Annotated in this window: 15 protein-coding genes; 8 read left to right on the plus strand and 7 right to left on the minus strand. The window is 73.6% G+C overall.

The features are described 5' to 3' along the window. Positions 1-68 precede the first annotated feature (68 nt). Complete coding sequence (locus BLT67_RS03105) at positions 69-956, plus strand: LysR family transcriptional regulator ArgP (RefSeq protein WP_092665676.1); 888 nt, start codon at positions 69-71, stop codon at positions 954-956. Between the two features lie 15 nt (positions 957-971). On the opposite strand, the gene BLT67_RS03110 is transcribed toward BLT67_RS03105, so the two are convergent. Further along, positions 972-1,613 (minus strand): general stress protein, encoded by a 642-nt coding sequence (locus BLT67_RS03110; protein WP_331712167.1) that lies wholly within the window; start codon positions 1,611-1,613, stop codon positions 972-974. An 87-nt stretch (positions 1,614-1,700) separates the two neighbouring features. On the opposite strand from BLT67_RS03110, the gene BLT67_RS03115 reads away from it, so the two are divergent. From BLT67_RS03115 to BLT67_RS03125, 3 genes are read left to right on the plus strand one after another with little or no spacing between them, the layout of a single operon-like run. Further along, complete coding sequence (locus tag BLT67_RS03115; RefSeq protein ID WP_092665678.1) at positions 1,701-2,930, plus strand: magnesium transporter MgtE N-terminal domain-containing protein; 1,230 nt, start codon at positions 1,701-1,703, stop codon at positions 2,928-2,930. Then, positions 2,923-3,435 (plus strand): DUF1003 domain-containing protein, encoded by a 513-nt coding sequence (locus BLT67_RS03120; RefSeq protein ID WP_092665679.1) that lies wholly within the window; start codon positions 2,923-2,925, stop codon positions 3,433-3,435. The genes BLT67_RS03115 and BLT67_RS03120 overlap by 8 nt, the downstream gene beginning before the upstream one ends. Before the next feature lie 10 nt (positions 3,436-3,445). Beyond that, the gene (locus BLT67_RS03125; protein WP_092665680.1) at positions 3,446-4,537 is read left to right on the plus strand and encodes an Mrp/NBP35 family ATP-binding protein; all 1,092 of its coding nucleotides are present in this window, start codon (positions 3,446-3,448) and stop codon (positions 4,535-4,537) included. 18 nt (positions 4,538-4,555) lie between these two features. On the opposite strand, the gene BLT67_RS03130 is transcribed toward BLT67_RS03125, so the two are convergent. Then, positions 4,556-4,927 (minus strand): Sec-independent protein translocase family protein, encoded by a 372-nt coding sequence (locus BLT67_RS03130; RefSeq protein ID WP_092665681.1) that lies wholly within the window; start codon positions 4,925-4,927, stop codon positions 4,556-4,558. A gap of 81 nt (positions 4,928-5,008) precedes the next feature. Here BLT67_RS03130 and BLT67_RS03135 point away from each other — a divergent pair, with 81 nt between their 5' ends. Further along, positions 5,009-5,647, plus strand: a complete 639-nt coding sequence (locus BLT67_RS03135; RefSeq protein ID WP_231945559.1) for an O-methyltransferase — start codon at positions 5,009-5,011, stop codon at positions 5,645-5,647. 72 nt (positions 5,648-5,719) lie between these two features. Here the strand turns inward: BLT67_RS03135 and BLT67_RS03140 are convergent, their stop codons facing one another. From BLT67_RS03140 to dapE, 3 genes are all read right to left on the minus strand, one after another. Then, complete coding sequence (locus BLT67_RS03140; protein WP_092665683.1) at positions 5,720-5,893, minus strand: DUF3117 domain-containing protein; 174 nt, start codon at positions 5,891-5,893, stop codon at positions 5,720-5,722. An 84-nt stretch (positions 5,894-5,977) separates the two neighbouring features. Continuing rightward, entirely contained in the window at positions 5,978-7,162 is a 1,185-nt protein-coding gene (locus BLT67_RS13325; protein WP_157674132.1) for a hypothetical protein, read from the minus strand. Then, a complete protein-coding gene (gene dapE / locus BLT67_RS03150) occupies positions 7,144-8,226 on the minus strand; it encodes a succinyl-diaminopimelate desuccinylase (protein WP_407922512.1) in 1,083 nt (360 codons plus the stop codon). The genes BLT67_RS13325 and dapE overlap by 19 nt, the downstream gene beginning before the upstream one ends. Positions 8,227-8,249: 23 nt before the next feature. Between dapE and dapD the strand changes: the two genes are divergently transcribed. The 3 genes from dapD (at position 8,250) to BLT67_RS03165 (ending at position 11,785) form a co-directional block, all read left to right on the plus strand. After that, positions 8,250-9,170, plus strand: a complete 921-nt coding sequence (dapD, locus tag BLT67_RS03155; protein ID WP_092665684.1) for a 2,3,4,5-tetrahydropyridine-2,6-dicarboxylate N-succinyltransferase — start codon at positions 8,250-8,252, stop codon at positions 9,168-9,170. 225 nt (positions 9,171-9,395) lie between these two features. Further along, positions 9,396-10,181: an ABC transporter ATP-binding protein gene (locus tag BLT67_RS03160; protein WP_092665685.1), complete on the plus strand. Its 786-nt coding sequence runs from the start codon at positions 9,396-9,398 to the stop codon at positions 10,179-10,181. Then, positions 10,163-11,785 carry a hypothetical protein gene (locus tag BLT67_RS03165; protein WP_092665686.1) on the plus strand — a complete coding sequence of 541 codons (1,623 nt, stop codon included), beginning with the start codon at positions 10,163-10,165 and terminating at the stop codon, positions 11,783-11,785. Before BLT67_RS03160 ends, BLT67_RS03165 begins: the two co-directional genes overlap by 19 nt. A 67-nt stretch (positions 11,786-11,852) precedes the next feature. On the opposite strand, the gene BLT67_RS03170 is transcribed toward BLT67_RS03165, so the two are convergent. Continuing rightward, positions 11,853-13,307, minus strand: coding sequence for an NCS2 family permease (locus tag BLT67_RS03170; RefSeq protein WP_157674134.1), 1,455 nt, complete (start codon positions 13,305-13,307; stop codon positions 11,853-11,855). Between the two features lie 56 nt (positions 13,308-13,363). Beyond that, the gene (locus tag BLT67_RS03175) at positions 13,364-14,593 is read right to left on the minus strand and encodes a citrate synthase (RefSeq protein WP_231945619.1); all 1,230 of its coding nucleotides are present in this window, start codon (positions 14,591-14,593) and stop codon (positions 13,364-13,366) included. Positions 14,594-14,696: the final 103 nt, after the last annotated feature.

The following is a 14,696-nucleotide window of genomic DNA, read 5'->3' on the forward strand; positions in this document are numbered from 1 at the left end:
GCCGACCGGATGCAGTCCAACGATAGATCCTGGAGCGTCGTAAGCGTTCCTTCATCTATCGTGGCGACGTGGACCTGCCGCTCGAGCACCTGCGCACCCTCGCCGCCGCCGTCGATGCCGGGACGCTCGATCGCGCGGCGGCGCAGCTCGGCGTCACGCCGAGCGCCGTGAGCCAGCGCATCCGGGCGATCGAGCAGCGCGTCGGCCGCATCGTGCTGCAGCGCACCAAGCCGGTGCGCCCGACCGCCGCTGGCGAGCCGCTCGTGCGGCTCGCCCGCCAGCTCGGCCTGCTCGAGCGCGAGGCGCTCGACGCGCTCGGCGCCGACGACGCCGGCGGCGGGCCCCGCGTCGCGCTCGCGGTCAACGCCGATTCGCTCATCACGTGGTTCCTGCCCGTGCTCGCGCGGGTCACCGCCGAGCGCGCGGTCACGTTCGAGCTGCACCGCGAGGACCAGGAGCGCACCGCGCAGCTGCTCGAGGCCGGCACCGTCATGGGCGCCGTCACCGCGCAGCGCGAGCCGGTCTCCGGCTGCGTCTCGTCGCCGCTCGGGCGGATGCGCTACGTGCCGGTCGCCGAGCGCGCGTTCGCCGAGCGGTGGCTGCCGGAGGGCCCGACCGCTGCGGCGCTCGAGCGCGCCCCGCTCGTCGACTTCGACGCGCACGACACGCTGCAGACGGCGTTCGCGCGGCTGCGCGGCGCGGAGTCCACGGGACCTCGGCACGTCATCAGCGCATCCGCCGAGTTCGCGGAGGCCGTGCGCATGGGCCTCGGCTGGGGCATGCTGCTGCCCGGGCAGTTCGAGGCCGGCGTCGCCGACGGCTCGCTCGTCGTGCTCTCGGACGAGACGATCGAGGTGCCGCTGTGGTGGCAGCGCTGGAACCTCGCCTCCCCGCTGCTCGACCTCGTGAGCGACGCGGTCGCGGATGCGGCGCGCGCGTCGGACGCGCTCGTGTGACGCCGCGGCGACCCGCTACGGCGCGGGCGGCGCCTGGGGGTCGCGCGATGCGGGGCCCTGCCCCGGCTCGGCCGATGGTGCCTCGTCGGGGGAAGTCGGCTCGGGAGTCGAGGGCATGCGCTGCTCGGGCGCGGGCGGCGGCGCCGCCTGCAGCTGCGCCTCGGTGGGCACCGTGCCCTGCTGCTGACCGGCCTGGCGCTGCCCGATGATGTGCATCGCGCGGCCCGCGCTCTCCTGCGGCGCGACGACGTCGTAGCGGCTCGCGAGCACCTGCTGCGTCGACGCGAAGTCGCGCTTGCGGCGCACGATCGAGTGCTGCACGACCGAGAGCAGGATGCCGAAGGCGAGCCCCAGCAGCGGGAAGACGAGCACGGAGCCGACGGCCTCGGGCACGAAGAGCAGGAACATGAGCCCCATGAACGCGCCGAAGCCGAGGCCCCGGAGGGCGCCGCGCATCGCGACCTTGCCCCACGTGAGGCGGCCGACGATGCGCTCGACGAGCTTGAGGTCGTTGCCGATGATCGCGAGCCCGGCGAGCTCGGTGTCGGAGCCCGACACCTTGGCGATGGCCGCCTGCGCCTGGTCGTAGGTCTCGTACGACGCGACGACGACGCCGCGCGGCAGGCCCTGGTCGCCTGCGGCCGCTCGCTGGAACATGGTCACCCGGCAATCCTCCCACGCGGCCCGTCGAGGGCACGGGCGGGTTCGCTGTGAGCGTCAGGCTCGCGCGGTACGTTGGACGCCATGAGCGCTCCGACCGTCTTCGTCGCCCGCCTCGCGGGTGCGGGCGTGTTCGACCCCGCGGGCGAGCGCATCGGCAAGGTGCGCGACGTCGTCACCGTGCCGCGCCAGGACGCCTCGCCGCGCGTCGTCGGGCTCGTCGTCGAGGACCGCGGGCGCCAGCGCGTCTTCCTCTCGATCGGCCGCGTGCTCTCGATCGGCGGCGGCCAGCTCATCGCGTCGGCCATCAGCGAGCGCCGCTTCAGCCAGCGCGGCTCCGAGCGCCTGCTGCTCGCCGACGTCATCGGCCGCACCGTCACCCTGCAGGACGGCACGACGGCGCTCGTCGAGGACCTCTCGATCGCCGAGCGGGGTCCCGGCGAGTGGGAGGTGCACGAGCTCTTCCTCCGCAAGCCCAAGACCGGCCCGTTCGGCAAGGGGCCGACGACCCTCGCGCTCTGGAACGAGGTTCGGCACGAGCTCGACGCCGAGCACGACACCGAGCACCTGCTCGCCGCGCTCGAGGAGCTGCCGGCCGCCGACGCCGCCTCGGCGATGCTCGACCTGCCGACGCAGCGCATGATCGAGGTCGCCGAGGACCTCTCGGACGACCGCCTTGCCGACATCCTCGAGGAGATGCACGAGGATCGGCAGCTCGAGATCCTCGACGCCCTCGGCGACCACCGCATGGCCGACGTGCTCGACCAGATGGAGCCCGACGACGCCGCCGACCTCATCGGTCACATGCCCGCCGAGCGCGGCGAGACGCTGCTCGAGCTCATGGACCCCGAGGAGGCGGAGGACGTGCGCATGCTGCTCTCGTTCGGCGCCGACACCGCGGGCGGCCTCATGACGACCGAGCCGATCATCCTCGCCTCCGACGCGACCGTCGCCGAGGCGCTCGCGCTCATGCGCCGCCACGAGGTCGCGCCCGCGCTCGCCGCCGCGATCTGCGTGACGCTGCCGCCCTACGAGGCCCCCACCGGCCGCTTCCTCGGCATGGTGCACTTCCAGCGGCTGCTGCGGTACCCGCCCAACGAGCGCGTCGGCACGCTGCTCGACGAGCTCATCGAGCCGGTGCTCGTGAGCGACACCGCGGCCGAGGTCACGCGCCGGATGGCCGCCTACAACCTCGTCTCGGTGCCCGTCGTCGACCCCGCGGGGCGGCTCGTCGGCGTCGTCACGATCGACGACGTGCTCGACCACCTGCTGCCGGCCGACTGGCGCGCGCAGGAGGAGGGATCGCATGGCTGACCGCGAGCGCGACCAGCGCGACCGCGACGAGTCCTTCGCGCGCCCCAAGGCGCGCCGACGCATCCGCATGCCCCAGTCGAAGGATCGCTTCGGGCGGTTCACCGAGGCGTTCGCGCGCGGGATGGGGACGCCCGCGTTCCTCATCGGCATGACCGTCTTCTGCGGGTTCTGGCTCACCTACAACTCGATCGCGCCGGCCGAGGCGCAGTTCGACCCCCAGGACCAGGGCTTTCCGCTGCTCACGCTCGTGCTGAGCCTGCAGGCCTCCTACGCCGCGCCCCTGCTGCTGCTCGCGCAGAACCGCCAGGACGACCGCGACCGCGTGCAGATCGAGCAGGACCGCCTGCGCGCCGAGCGCAACCTCAACGACACCGAGTACCTCGCGCGCGAGGTCGTGGCGCTGCGCATGGCGATGCGCGACATGGCCACGCGCGAGTTCATCCGCGCCGAGCTGCGATCGTTCGTCGACGACCTCGACGAGCGGCGCGCGCGCGACGAGCCGTGACGGGCACGCCGTGACCGCGAGCCTCGACCCGGCGCTCGAGCGCGCCCTCCGGGCGGTCATCGACCCCGAGATCCGCCGCCCGCTCGTCGAGCTCGACATGATCCCCTCGGCGACCCTCGACGGCGGCGTCGCGCGCATCGCGCTCGAGCTCACCGTGGCCGCGTGCCCCGCGGCCGACCGGATCGAGGCGGATGTGCGGCAGGCGGCCGCGCAGGTCGAGGGCGTCGAGCGCGTCGAGGTCGCCGTCGGCGTCATGGAGCCCGCGACGCGGCAGGCGCTCGTCGAGCGGCTGCGCGGCTCGCGCCCGCAGCAGTTCGGGCCCGGGACCCTCACGCGCATCATCGCGATCGCGAGCGGGAAGGGCGGCGTGGGCAAGTCGACCGTGACGGCGAACCTCGCGGTCGCGCTCGCGGCTCGCGGCCTCGCGGTCGGCGTCATCGACGCCGACGTCCACGGCTACTCGATCCCGGCGCTGCTCGGCACCGACGCGCGGCCGACCCGGGTCGGCGACATGATGATGCCGCCCGAGGCGCACGGCGTGCGCCTCGTCTCGATCGGCATGTTCGTCGAGGGCAACCGCTCGGTCTCGTGGCGCGGGCCGATGCTGCACCGCACCCTCGCGCAGTTCCTCACCGACGTGTGGTGGGGCGACCTCGACGTGCTGCTCATCGACATGCCGCCGGGCACGGGCGACGTCGCGATCTCGCTCGGCCAGCTGCTGCCGCACGCCGAGGTGCTCGTCGTCACGACGCCCCAGAGCGCCGCCGCCGACGTCGCCGAGCGCGCGGCCGAGGTCGCGCGCCAGACCGGCCAGTCCGTGCTCGGCGTCGTCGAGAACATGGCGGGCCTGCCCCAGCCCGACGGCACGATCCTCGAGCTGTTCGGCTCCGGCGGCGGCGACGAGGCCGCGCGGCGCCTGGGCGTGCCGCTGCTCGCGCGCATCCCGCTCTCGATCGCGCTCCGCGAGGGCGGCGACGCGGGCGCGCCCGTCGTGGCGTCGACACCCGCCGACCCCGCCGCATCCGCCGTCATCCGCCTCGCCGAGGCGCTGCGCGGCACGCGACCGATCGCCGGGCGCTCGCTGCCGCTCGCCCCCGCGTGAGGGCGCGGTCGCGCCGCGTCAGGTCGCCTCGTCGTCGAACCGCATCGGCCCCTGCTGCCGACGCGGCAGCGACGTGACCGAGGCGACGGCGGATGCGGCCGCCGCGGTCCGGAAGTCGGGGCGCGCGGGCGGGTCGTCGCGCAGGGCGTCGCGCACGATGCGCCGCGGGTCGTACTGGCGCGGGTCGAGCTTGCGCCAGTCGACCTCGTCGAACTCGGGCCCCATCTCCTCGCGCATGCGCTCCTTCGCGCCGCCGGCGAGGTCGCGCAGGCCGCGCACGAGCGTGCCGAGGCGCTCCGCGAGCGCGGGCAGCCGCTCGGGGCCGATGAGCACGGCCGCGAGGATCGCGATGATCAGCAGCTTGTCGAGGGTGATGCCGGCGAGGGACACCCCTCCAGGGTAGTCGAGCCGCGCGGCGAGCCTCGGCGGTGCGGATGCGTGCCCATGGGTACGCTCGAGGCCGGAGGAACCGTGCAGACATCACCGCTCATCGCCAAGTACCTCGACGACCTCGCCGCGGAGGACGAGGTGCTCACCGGAGCGCGAGACGCCTCGGTCGAGCTCGGCATCACCCCCATCGCGCCCGCCGTGGGCGCCCAGCTCGCCGCGATCGCCGCCGCGACGCAGGCGAGCGCGATCCTCGAGGTGGGCACGGGCGCCGGCGTGAGCGGCCTCTGGCTGCTGCGCGGCGCGCCCGGCGCGACCCTCACGTCGATCGACACCGAGCTCGACCATCAGCAGCACGCGCGCTCGTCGTTCGCCCGCGCGGGCATCCCGGTGACCCGCGCGAGGCTCATCACGGGCCGAGCGCGCGACGTGCTGCCGCGCATGAACGAGTCGAGCTACGACATCGTGCTCATCGACGCGGATCCCGCGGGGCTCCTCGAGTACGTCGAGCACGCGCTCTCGCTCGTGCGGGTCGGCGGCTCGGTGCTCGTCGCGCACGCGCTGCTGGGCGGTCGGGTCGCCGACCCCGCCCAGCGGGGCGACGCCGTGGCCGACCTCCGCGCGCTGCTGCGCGAGCTCTCGACCTCGGATGCCGTGCGCGCCGCGATCAGCCCGGTCGGCGACGGCCTGCTGCAGATCGTGCGGTTGCCCGAACCCGCGTGAGACACGAGGAGGGGCCGATCCTCGCGGACCGGCCCCTCCCCTGATCGACCATCGTCGGTCGATCCGACGCGGCTACGCGGCGACGACCACCTCGCCGAGCGCCTTGTGCAGGGCGGCGGCCTCCTCGTCGTTCACGGAGACGACCAGTCGTCCACCGCCCTCGAGCGGCACGCGCACGACGATGAGCCGACCCTCCTTGACAGCCTCGAGCGGTCCATCGCCGGTGCGTGGTTTCATGGCGGCCATGCGGCTCCCCCTTCAGTTCCTGTAGGGCTATTATCTCACGCTCCGGTGACACGTTCCGCCTAGGGCACACCCGAGGCGGGTGTGCTAGGGAACCGTCCAGTCGCGCTCGCCCACGTGCCAGCACCACCAGATCCACACGGGCTGCAGCGCGACGCATGCCGCGAGCAGCATGCCCCGCGCCCACGCCGGCCGCACGGCCGCGAGCACGAGCGCGAGCGGGAATGCGGGCATGAGCAGCCGCCACGTCGACGACTGCGGGAACCAGACCGCCGCGAGGTACACGAGGTACGCGACGACCCACAGCCGTCCCTCGAGGCCGACGGCGCGCGCCCACGGACCCGCGAGCAGGACCACCGCGGCGAGCACGATGCCGGCGAGCCACAGCGGCCACCAGGGCCCGAACCACCACTCGAGGCCGATGGGCCACGTCGTGAACGGCACGAGCTCCTGCCTGCCGATGTAGGCGGAGCGCCAGCTGAGCTCGGTCTCGAGGTAGGAGGCGAGGCTCCCGGTCGCGACGGTGCACGCGATGAGCCACGCGAAGCCCCACAGCGCGCTCCACGCCCCGAGCCCGACGAGCATCCGCCGCTCCTGGGCCGGGAACGCCTCGCGCTCGCGGGACGCGCGCACGAGGAACCACAGCCCGAGCGCGAGCGCGAAGGCGAGTCCGCCGGGCCGCGTGAGCGAGAGGATGGGCAGCAGCACCCACAGCCACTCCCAGCGCTGCAGGCGCCACGCGAGCAGCGCTGCGGCGAGCAGCAGCAGGAAGAGCGCCTCCGCGTAGCCGAGCTGCAGCACGGGGGCCGTCGGCGAGAGCAGCACGATCGCGAGCGCGAACCGCTCGCGGCCCGGCGCGAGCTCGGCGAAGAGCCGGTAGGCGACGAGCGCGAAGCCGAGCGAGGCTGCGAGCGAGATCGCGACCGCCGCGCCCTCCCACGGGAGCCCCGTGAGCATGAGCACGCGCGCGAGCATCGGGTAGACCGGCATGAACGCCCACGCGTTCTCGCCCACGTGCCCCGAGTCGTCGACGGGCAGCTCGGTCGGGTAGCCCGACATCGCCACGATGAAGTACCAGTGGGCGTCCCACATCGTCGAGTAGTCGAGCAGGTCGGGTCGCGCGGGCGTCCACGCGTTGGCGTCCTGCCGCCCGGCGAACGCGCCGAGCAGCGCGGTGCTGACGAGCCGCGAGACGAGCCAGAGCGCCGCCGGCCACAGCCACCAGCGCCGGTCGAGCCCGGCGAGGCGCTCGGTCAGGAGCGCGTGAGCCACGCTCTGAGGCTCGCCTCGGTGCCGGCGATCTGCGCGACCGGCACCGACTCGTCGTCGGCGTGCGCCTTCGTGGGGTCGCCGGGGCCGAAGTTGACCGCCGGGATGCCGAGCGCCGAGAAGCGCGCGACGTCGGTCCAGCCGTACTTCGGCTGCGGCGTCGCGCCGACGGCCTCGATGAACTCGATCGCGAGCGGGGCGTCGAGCCCGGGACGAGCGCCGGAGGCGGCGTCGACGACGCGCACGTCGAAGCCCGCGAAGAGGTCGACGACGTGCGCCGTCGCCTCCTCGAGCGAGCGGGAGGGCGCGAAGCGGTAGTTGACCTCGACGATGCACTCGTCGGGGATGACGTTGCCGGCGACGCCGCCGGAGATGCGCACGGCGTTGAGGCCCTCGCGGTAGCGCAGGCCCTCGACGTCGACCTCGCGCGGGCGGTACTCCTGCAGCACCTGCAGCACGGCAGCCGCGTCGTGGATGGCGTTGTGGCCGGCCCACGCGCGCGCCGAGTGGGCGCGCACGCCGCGCGTGCGGATCTCGGCGCGAAGCGTGCCGTTGCAGCCGCCCTCGATCTGTCCGTTCGAGGGCTCGCCGAGGATCGCGAAGTCGCCCTGCATGAGATCGGGGTGCTCGGCGGCGAGGCGGCGCAGGCCGTTGTGCTCCTCCCCCACCTCCTCGTGGTCGTACCAGATCCACGTGACGTCGAAGACGGGCTCGGCGAGCTCGACCGCGAGCTTGAGCTGCACGGCGACGCCGGCCTTCATGTCGACGGTGCCGCGCCCCCAGAGGTGCTCCTCGCCGTCCACGACGAGCGGACGCGTCGGCAGGTTGCCGTTGACGGGCACGGTGTCGATGTGGCCGGCGATGACGACGCGGCGGTCTCGGCCGAGCGCCGTGCGCGCGACGATCGTGTCGCCGACGCGCGTGACGTCGAGGTGCGGCGCGCGGCGCGCGGCGGCCTCGATCGCGTCGGCGATCGCACCCTCACCGCCCGAGACCGACTCGATGTCGCACAGCTGCCGGGTGAGCTCGGCGGAGGTCGCGGTCGTCTCGAGCGGGATGGCCGTCATGGGCTCCAGCCTAGACTCGAGGCATGGCTCGCCCTGCACACGGACATGCGCTCGTCACCGTCTTCGAGGGCCGGGTGCTCGACGCCTGGTTCCCCGCGCCCGCCCTCGGATCCCCCGCGGGCGACGAGCAGTGGATCCGCGGCGGCGCGCTCGACGACCTCGCGGGCCCCGTCCCTGCGCGCGGCGTCGTGCTCGAGCCGCGGCACGTCGAGATCGACCTGGATGCGGCGCCCGCGTCGGTCGAGGACGCCTACCTCCGGCTCCACCTGCTCAGCCACCGCCTCGTGCGGCCCAACACGATCAACCTCGACGGGATCTTCGGCGCGCTGCCCGTCGTCGCGTGGACGAACGGCGGCGCGGTGGACCCGTCGTGGGCGACGGCGCGCCGCGTCGACCTGCAGCGCGCGGGCCTGCAGGTGCAGGTGATCGACCGCTTCCCGCGGATGCTCGACTTCGTCGTGCCCGACGGCGTGCGCATCGGCGACGCCGCGCGGGTGCGCCTCGGCGCGCACCTCGCGCCCGGCACGGTCGTGATGCACGAGGGCTTCGTGAACTTCAACGCCGGCACGCTCGGCGCCTCGATGGTGGAGGGGCGGATCTCGCAGGGCGTCGTCGTCGGCGACGGCACCGACATCGGGGGCGGCGCCTCGATCATGGGCACGCTCTCGGGCGGCGGCAAGGAGCGCGTGGCGCTCGGCGAGCGCGTGCTGCTCGGCGCGAACGCCGGCGTCGGCATCTCGATCGGCGACGACTCGGTCGTCGAGGCGGGCCTCTACGTCACGGCGGGCACGAAGGTGACCATGCTGCCCGGTGGCGGGACGGTCAAGGCCGTCGAGCTCTCGGGGCGGCCGGGGCTGCTCTTCCGCCGCAACTCGCTCACGGGCGCGGTCGAGGTCGTGCCGCGCGACGGCTCCGGCGTCGAGCTCAACGAGGCGCTCCATTGAGCCCCACCCGCTGATCGAGGAGCGCGCGCGCATCCCACCCTCTGATCGAGGAGCGCGCGCCGCAGGCGCACCCCACCCGCCGATCGAGGAGCGCGCGCCGCAGGCGCACGCGTCACGAGATCCGGCTGCCACCCGCTGATCGAGGAGCGCGCGCCGCAGGCGCACGCGTCACGAGATCCCCCGCCGACGCGGCGGCAGTCCACCCCGATGCGGCAGGATCGAGGCATGTCCCAGCATGCCCCCGGCCCCGCCGCCGCACCGGTGCTCGCGCTGCGCGAGCTGACCAAGCGCTTCGGCGCCACGATCGCCGTCGACCGGCTCTCGCTCGACGTGCCCGCGGGCAGCATGGTGGGCCTCCTCGGCCCGAACGGCGCGGGCAAGACGACGACGCTGTCGATGGCGACGGGCCTCCTGCGGCCCGATGGCGGCACGGCGCTCGTCGAGGGCTTCGACGTCTGGGCCGACCCACCGGCGGCGAAGGCCCGCATGGGCGTGCTGCCCGACGGCGTGCGCATGTTCGACCGGCTCACGGGCGCCGAGCTGCTGCGCTACCACGGCCTCCTCCGAGCCATGCCCGAGCCCGAGGTCGAGCGCCGCTCGGGCGAGCTCCTCGCCGCGCTCGGCCTCGCGTCGGCCGCGTCGACCCTCGTGATCGACTACTCGGCCGGCATGCGCAAGAAGATCGGCCTCGCGTGCGCCCTCATCCACGCCCCGCGGCTGCTCGTGCTCGACGAGCCGTTCGAGGCGGTCGACCCCGTCTCGGGCGAGACGATCCGCGAGATCCTGCGCGGCTTCGTCGCCTCGGGCGGCACGGTCGTGCTCTCGAGCCACGTGATGGAGCTCGTCGAGTCGATCTGCGACCGCGTCGCCATCATCGCCGCGGGACGCCTGCTCGCCTCGGGCACGCTCGACGAGGTGCGGCAGGGGCAGCCGCTCCAGCGGCGCTTCCTCGACCTCGTCGGCACCCAGTCGCTCGCGACCGAGAGCCTGTCGTGGCTGCGCTCCTCGTAGCCCTGCGGCTGCGGCAGTACGGGCGCACGCTCGGCCGCAGCCCCTGGGCGATCGTCACGCTCGCCTTCGGCGTGCTCGGCGCGCTCGGCATGCTCGGCGTGCTCGCCGGCCTGCTCGTCGCGATGCGCCTCACGCTGCCGGGGCTCGGCCCGGATGCGGTGGTCGTGCTCGGGAGCGCCCTCGTCGTCGGGTGGGCGGTCGCGAGCCTGCTGATCTCGGGAGACGACGCGCTCGCGCCGGAGCGCTTCGCCCTCCTGCCCGTGCGCGCGGCGAGGCTGCTGCCTGGCGTGCTGCTCGCGAGCGCGATCGGCGTCGGCGGCATCGGCACGGCGATCGCGCTCCTGCTGACCCTCATCGGCTGGAGCATCGATTCGCTCGCGCTCGCCGTCGCTGCCGTCCTGCTGCCGCTGCAGCTCGCGACATGCATGCTCGCGGGCCGCGCGCTCACCTCGGCGCTCGCGCGTCAGCTCGCCAAGCGCAGCGTGCGCGACCTCACGATCGTCGTCGGCAGCGTGCTCGTCATCCTCGCCGGCATGATCGTGCCCACGGTCGTCGAGGCCGTGCGCGCGCTCGGCGCCTCCGAGTCGATGCTCGCCGCGACCGCCGAGGTGCTCGCGTGGACCCCGCTCGGCGCGGCATGGGGCGCGCCGCACGCGCTCGCCGCCGGCGAGCCGCTCCGCGCCGTCGCGCAGCTCGCGATCGCGCTCGCGACCGCCGCGGGCCTCGCCCTCGTGTGGGGCGCGGACTTCCGGGCGCGCCTCACCGCTCCCATCACCGCGGGCGGCGGAGGACGCGTGCGCAGCGGCGCGTGGCTCGACCGCCTGCTGCCCGCGACCCCCGTCGGCGCGATCGCCGCGCGCGGGCTGCGCTACCGATTCCGCGACCCGCGGCACCTCGTGAACGTCGTCGGGGTGCTGCTCGTGCCGCTGCTCGTGCTCGGCATCGACCTCGTGGTGGGCAGGTCGGTCGAGGTCGAGCTCGGCGACGACGGGGTGGTGCTCGGCGCGTTCGCGGCCGTCGGCCCCGTGCTCCTGCCGGTGCTCGGCGCAGTCGTGCTCATGTCGATCGCGCAGCTCGACGCCGCCTACGACAGCTCGGCGCTCGCAGCCCATGTGCTCACGGGCGTCAGCGGCCGCGACGACCGCGCGGGCCGCGCGCTCGGCATGGTCGTCCTGTTCGTGCCGATGCTGCTGGTCGCGTGCGTGCTCACGACCGCGGTGTCCGGGCGCTGGGATCTCCTCCCCGCATCCGTCGGCGCCACGCTCGGCACCGGCGGCCTCGTGATCGGCGTCGGCTCGGCGATCAGCCCGTGGCTCCCCGGCCAGACGCCCGCCCCCGAGGCGAGCCCCTTCGGCTCGGGCTCCTCGGGCGGCGCGCAGGCGCTGCTGGGCGCCCTCGTGATGATGGTCGCCGCGGGCACCGTCGGCGCACCGGCGATCGGCACGGCGATCGCGTCGGCGTGGATCCCGTGGCTCGCGTGGGTGAGCCTCGCGACGGGCCTCCTCGTGGGCGCGCTCGCGGTGTGGCTCGGCGTGCGCATCGGCGGGCGCGCGCTCGAGCGGCGCTGGCCCGAGGTGCTCGCGGCGGTCTCCCGCGAGCCCTGATCCTCAGGCGTCCCGGCGGTCGGTCGGCCGAGCGGAGCCTCGCTCCCCCGCGTGCTTCCGCGACCGCCTACGCGGCGAGCAGCGCCTCGATCGGGCCGCGCGCGAAGAACACGACGAACAGCACGGCGACGATCCACAGCAGCGGCGAGATCTGCTTCGCGCGCCCCGCGACCGCGTTCACGAGCACCCACGCGATGAAGCCGACGCCGATGCCGTTGGCGATGTTGTAGGTGAGCGGCATGACGACGATCGTGAGGAACGCCGGCAGGGCGACGCGGAAGTCGGTGAAGTCGATCTCGGTGATCTGCGCCATCATGAGCGCGCCGACGACGACGAGCGTCGCGGCGGCGACCTCGAGCGGCACGACCGAGGTGAGCGGCGTGAGGAACATCGCAGCGAGGAACAGCGCGCCCGTGACGACCGACGCGAGGCCCGTGCGCGCGCCGTCGCCGATGCCCGCGGCCGAGTCGATGAACACGGTGTTCGACGAGGCGCTCGCGCCGCCGCCCGCGACGGCGCCGAAGCCCTCGACGACGAGCGCGCGCTTGAGGCCCGGGAACTGGCCGTCCGGCGTCGCGATGCCGGCCTGGCGGGCGAGGCCCGTCATCGAGCCGATCGCGTCGAAGAAGTTCATGAACACGAGCGTGAAGATGAACATCGTCGTCGCGAGGATGCCGATGCGCTCGAACGAGCCGAACGACACCTGGCCGATGAGCGAGAAGTCGGGCAGCGAGAAGATCGCGGTCGGCAGCGCCGGCGGGTTGAGGTTCCACGCATCCGGGTCCTGGCCGAGCGACGGACCGACGCGGAAGATCGCCTCGAGCACGATCGCGACGACCGTCGCGCCGACGATGCCGATGAGCAGCGCGCCCTTGACGCGCAGCGCGAGCAGCGTGCCCATGAGCGCGAGCGCGATGATGAACACGACGGTCGGGAGCGAGGTGATCGAGCCGCCGTCGCCGAGCTGCACGGGCGGGGCCGCGATGCCGGTCGAGCGCACGAAGCCCGAGTCGACGAATCCGATGAACGCGATGAACAGGCCGATGCCGACCGTGATCGCGGCCTTGAGGGGCGCGGGCACGGCGTCGAAGATCATGCGCCGCAGCCCCGTGAGACCGAGCACGACGATGATGAGGCCGTTGATGACCACGAGACCCATCGCCTCGGGCCACGTGAGCTCGCCCACGAGGCCGAAGGCGAGGAACGAGTTGATGCCGAGGCCTGCCGCGAGCCCGAACGGCACGTTCGCGATGAGGCCCATCGCGAGCGTCATGACCCCGCCGACGAGCGCCGTCACCGCGGCGACCTGGTGGTTGGGCAGCCAGCCGCCCTCGACGTCGACCGCGGCCTGGTCGGCGGAGAAGCCGCCGATGATGAGCGGGTTCAGCACGATGATGTACGCCATCGCGAAGAACGTCACGAGCCCGCCGCGCACCTCTTGCGTCACGGACGAGCCGCGCTCGGAGATCTTGAAGAATCGATCGATGGCGCTGCGCTGCGGCGCCTGCGTGGTGCTGGTCATGGCGTGCTCCGGTCGGCCGCGCAGGCGGCGATGAGGGGGTGGTGCGGTGCGGGGGGTCAGGCCGAGATGTGGCGCTCGGTGGGGCCGACGTAGAGCTGCTGCGGGCGGCCGATCTTCGTCTGCGGGTCGAGCATCATCTCGCGCCAGTGCGCGATCCAGCCCGGCAGGCGGCCGATCGCGAAGAGCACGGTGAACATGCGCTCGGGGAAGCCCATCGCCTTGTAGATGACGCCGGTGTAGAAGTCGACGTTCGGGTAGAGCTTGCGCTCCTTGAAGTAGTCGTCGGCGAGCGCGACCTGCTCGAGCTCCTGCGCGATGTCGAGCAGCGGGTCGCGCACGCCGAGCTGCGCGAGCACCTCCTCGGCCGACGTCTTCACGAGCTTCGCGCGCGGGTCGTAGTTCTTGTAGACGCGGTGCCCGAAGCCCATGAGCTTGACGCCCTGCTCCTTGCGCTTCACGCGCTCCACGAAGCGCTCGACGCCCTCGCCCGAGTCGCGGATGCTGCGCAGCATCGTGAGCACGGCCTCGTTCGCGCCGCCGTGCAGCGGGCCGGAGAGCGCGTGGATGCCCGCCGAGACCGAGGCGAAGAGGTTCGCGTCGGTCGAGCCGACGAGCCGCACGGTCGAGGTCGACGCGTTCTGCTCGTGGTCGGCGTGCAGGATGAGCAGCCGCTCGAGCGCGCGCACCATCACCGGGTTCTGGATGTACGGCTCGGCCTCGATGCCGAAGTTGAGCTTGAGGTAGTTCTCGACGAACGAGAGCGAGTTGTCGGGGTAGAGGAACGCCTGCCCGATCGACTTCTTGTGCGCGTAGGCGGCGATGACCGGCATCTTCGCGAGCAGCCGGATGGTCTGCTTGTCGACCTTCTCGGGGTCGCGCGGGTCGTGGTCGCGCTCGTAGTACGTCGAGAGCGCGCTCACGGCGCTCGAGAGGGCGCTCATCGGGTGCGCGTCGCGCGGGAGCGCGTCGAAGAAGCGGCGCAGGTCCTCGTGCAGGAGCGTGTGGCGGCGCACGCGCTGGTCGAACTCGGCGAGCTCGTCCTCGCTCGGCAGCTCGCCGTAGATCAGCAGGTGCGCGACGTCGAGGAAGGTCTTCTGCTGCGCGAGCTCCTCGATGGGGTAGCCGCGGTAGCGCAGGATGCCTTCGTCGCCGTCGATGTAGGTCACGGCGCTGCGCGTGCTCGCGGTGTTGACGAAGCCGTAGTCGAGCGTCGTGAGCCCGGTGTCGCGCGTGAGGCGCGAGATGTCGATCGCCGAGCGGCCGTCGGACGCCTCGAGCACCTGCAGCTCGGTCGAGCGGCCGTCGTGCTGGAGCGTCACGGAGCGGCCGGCGGTGGCCTCGTCGCGGGCAAGGGTCGCAGCGGTGTCCTCGGTCGTCACCGTGCCAGCC

The sequence above is a fragment of the Agrococcus carbonis genome (assembly GCF_900104705.1).
GTDB classification, from domain to species: domain Bacteria; phylum Actinomycetota; class Actinomycetes; order Actinomycetales; family Microbacteriaceae; genus Agrococcus; species Agrococcus carbonis.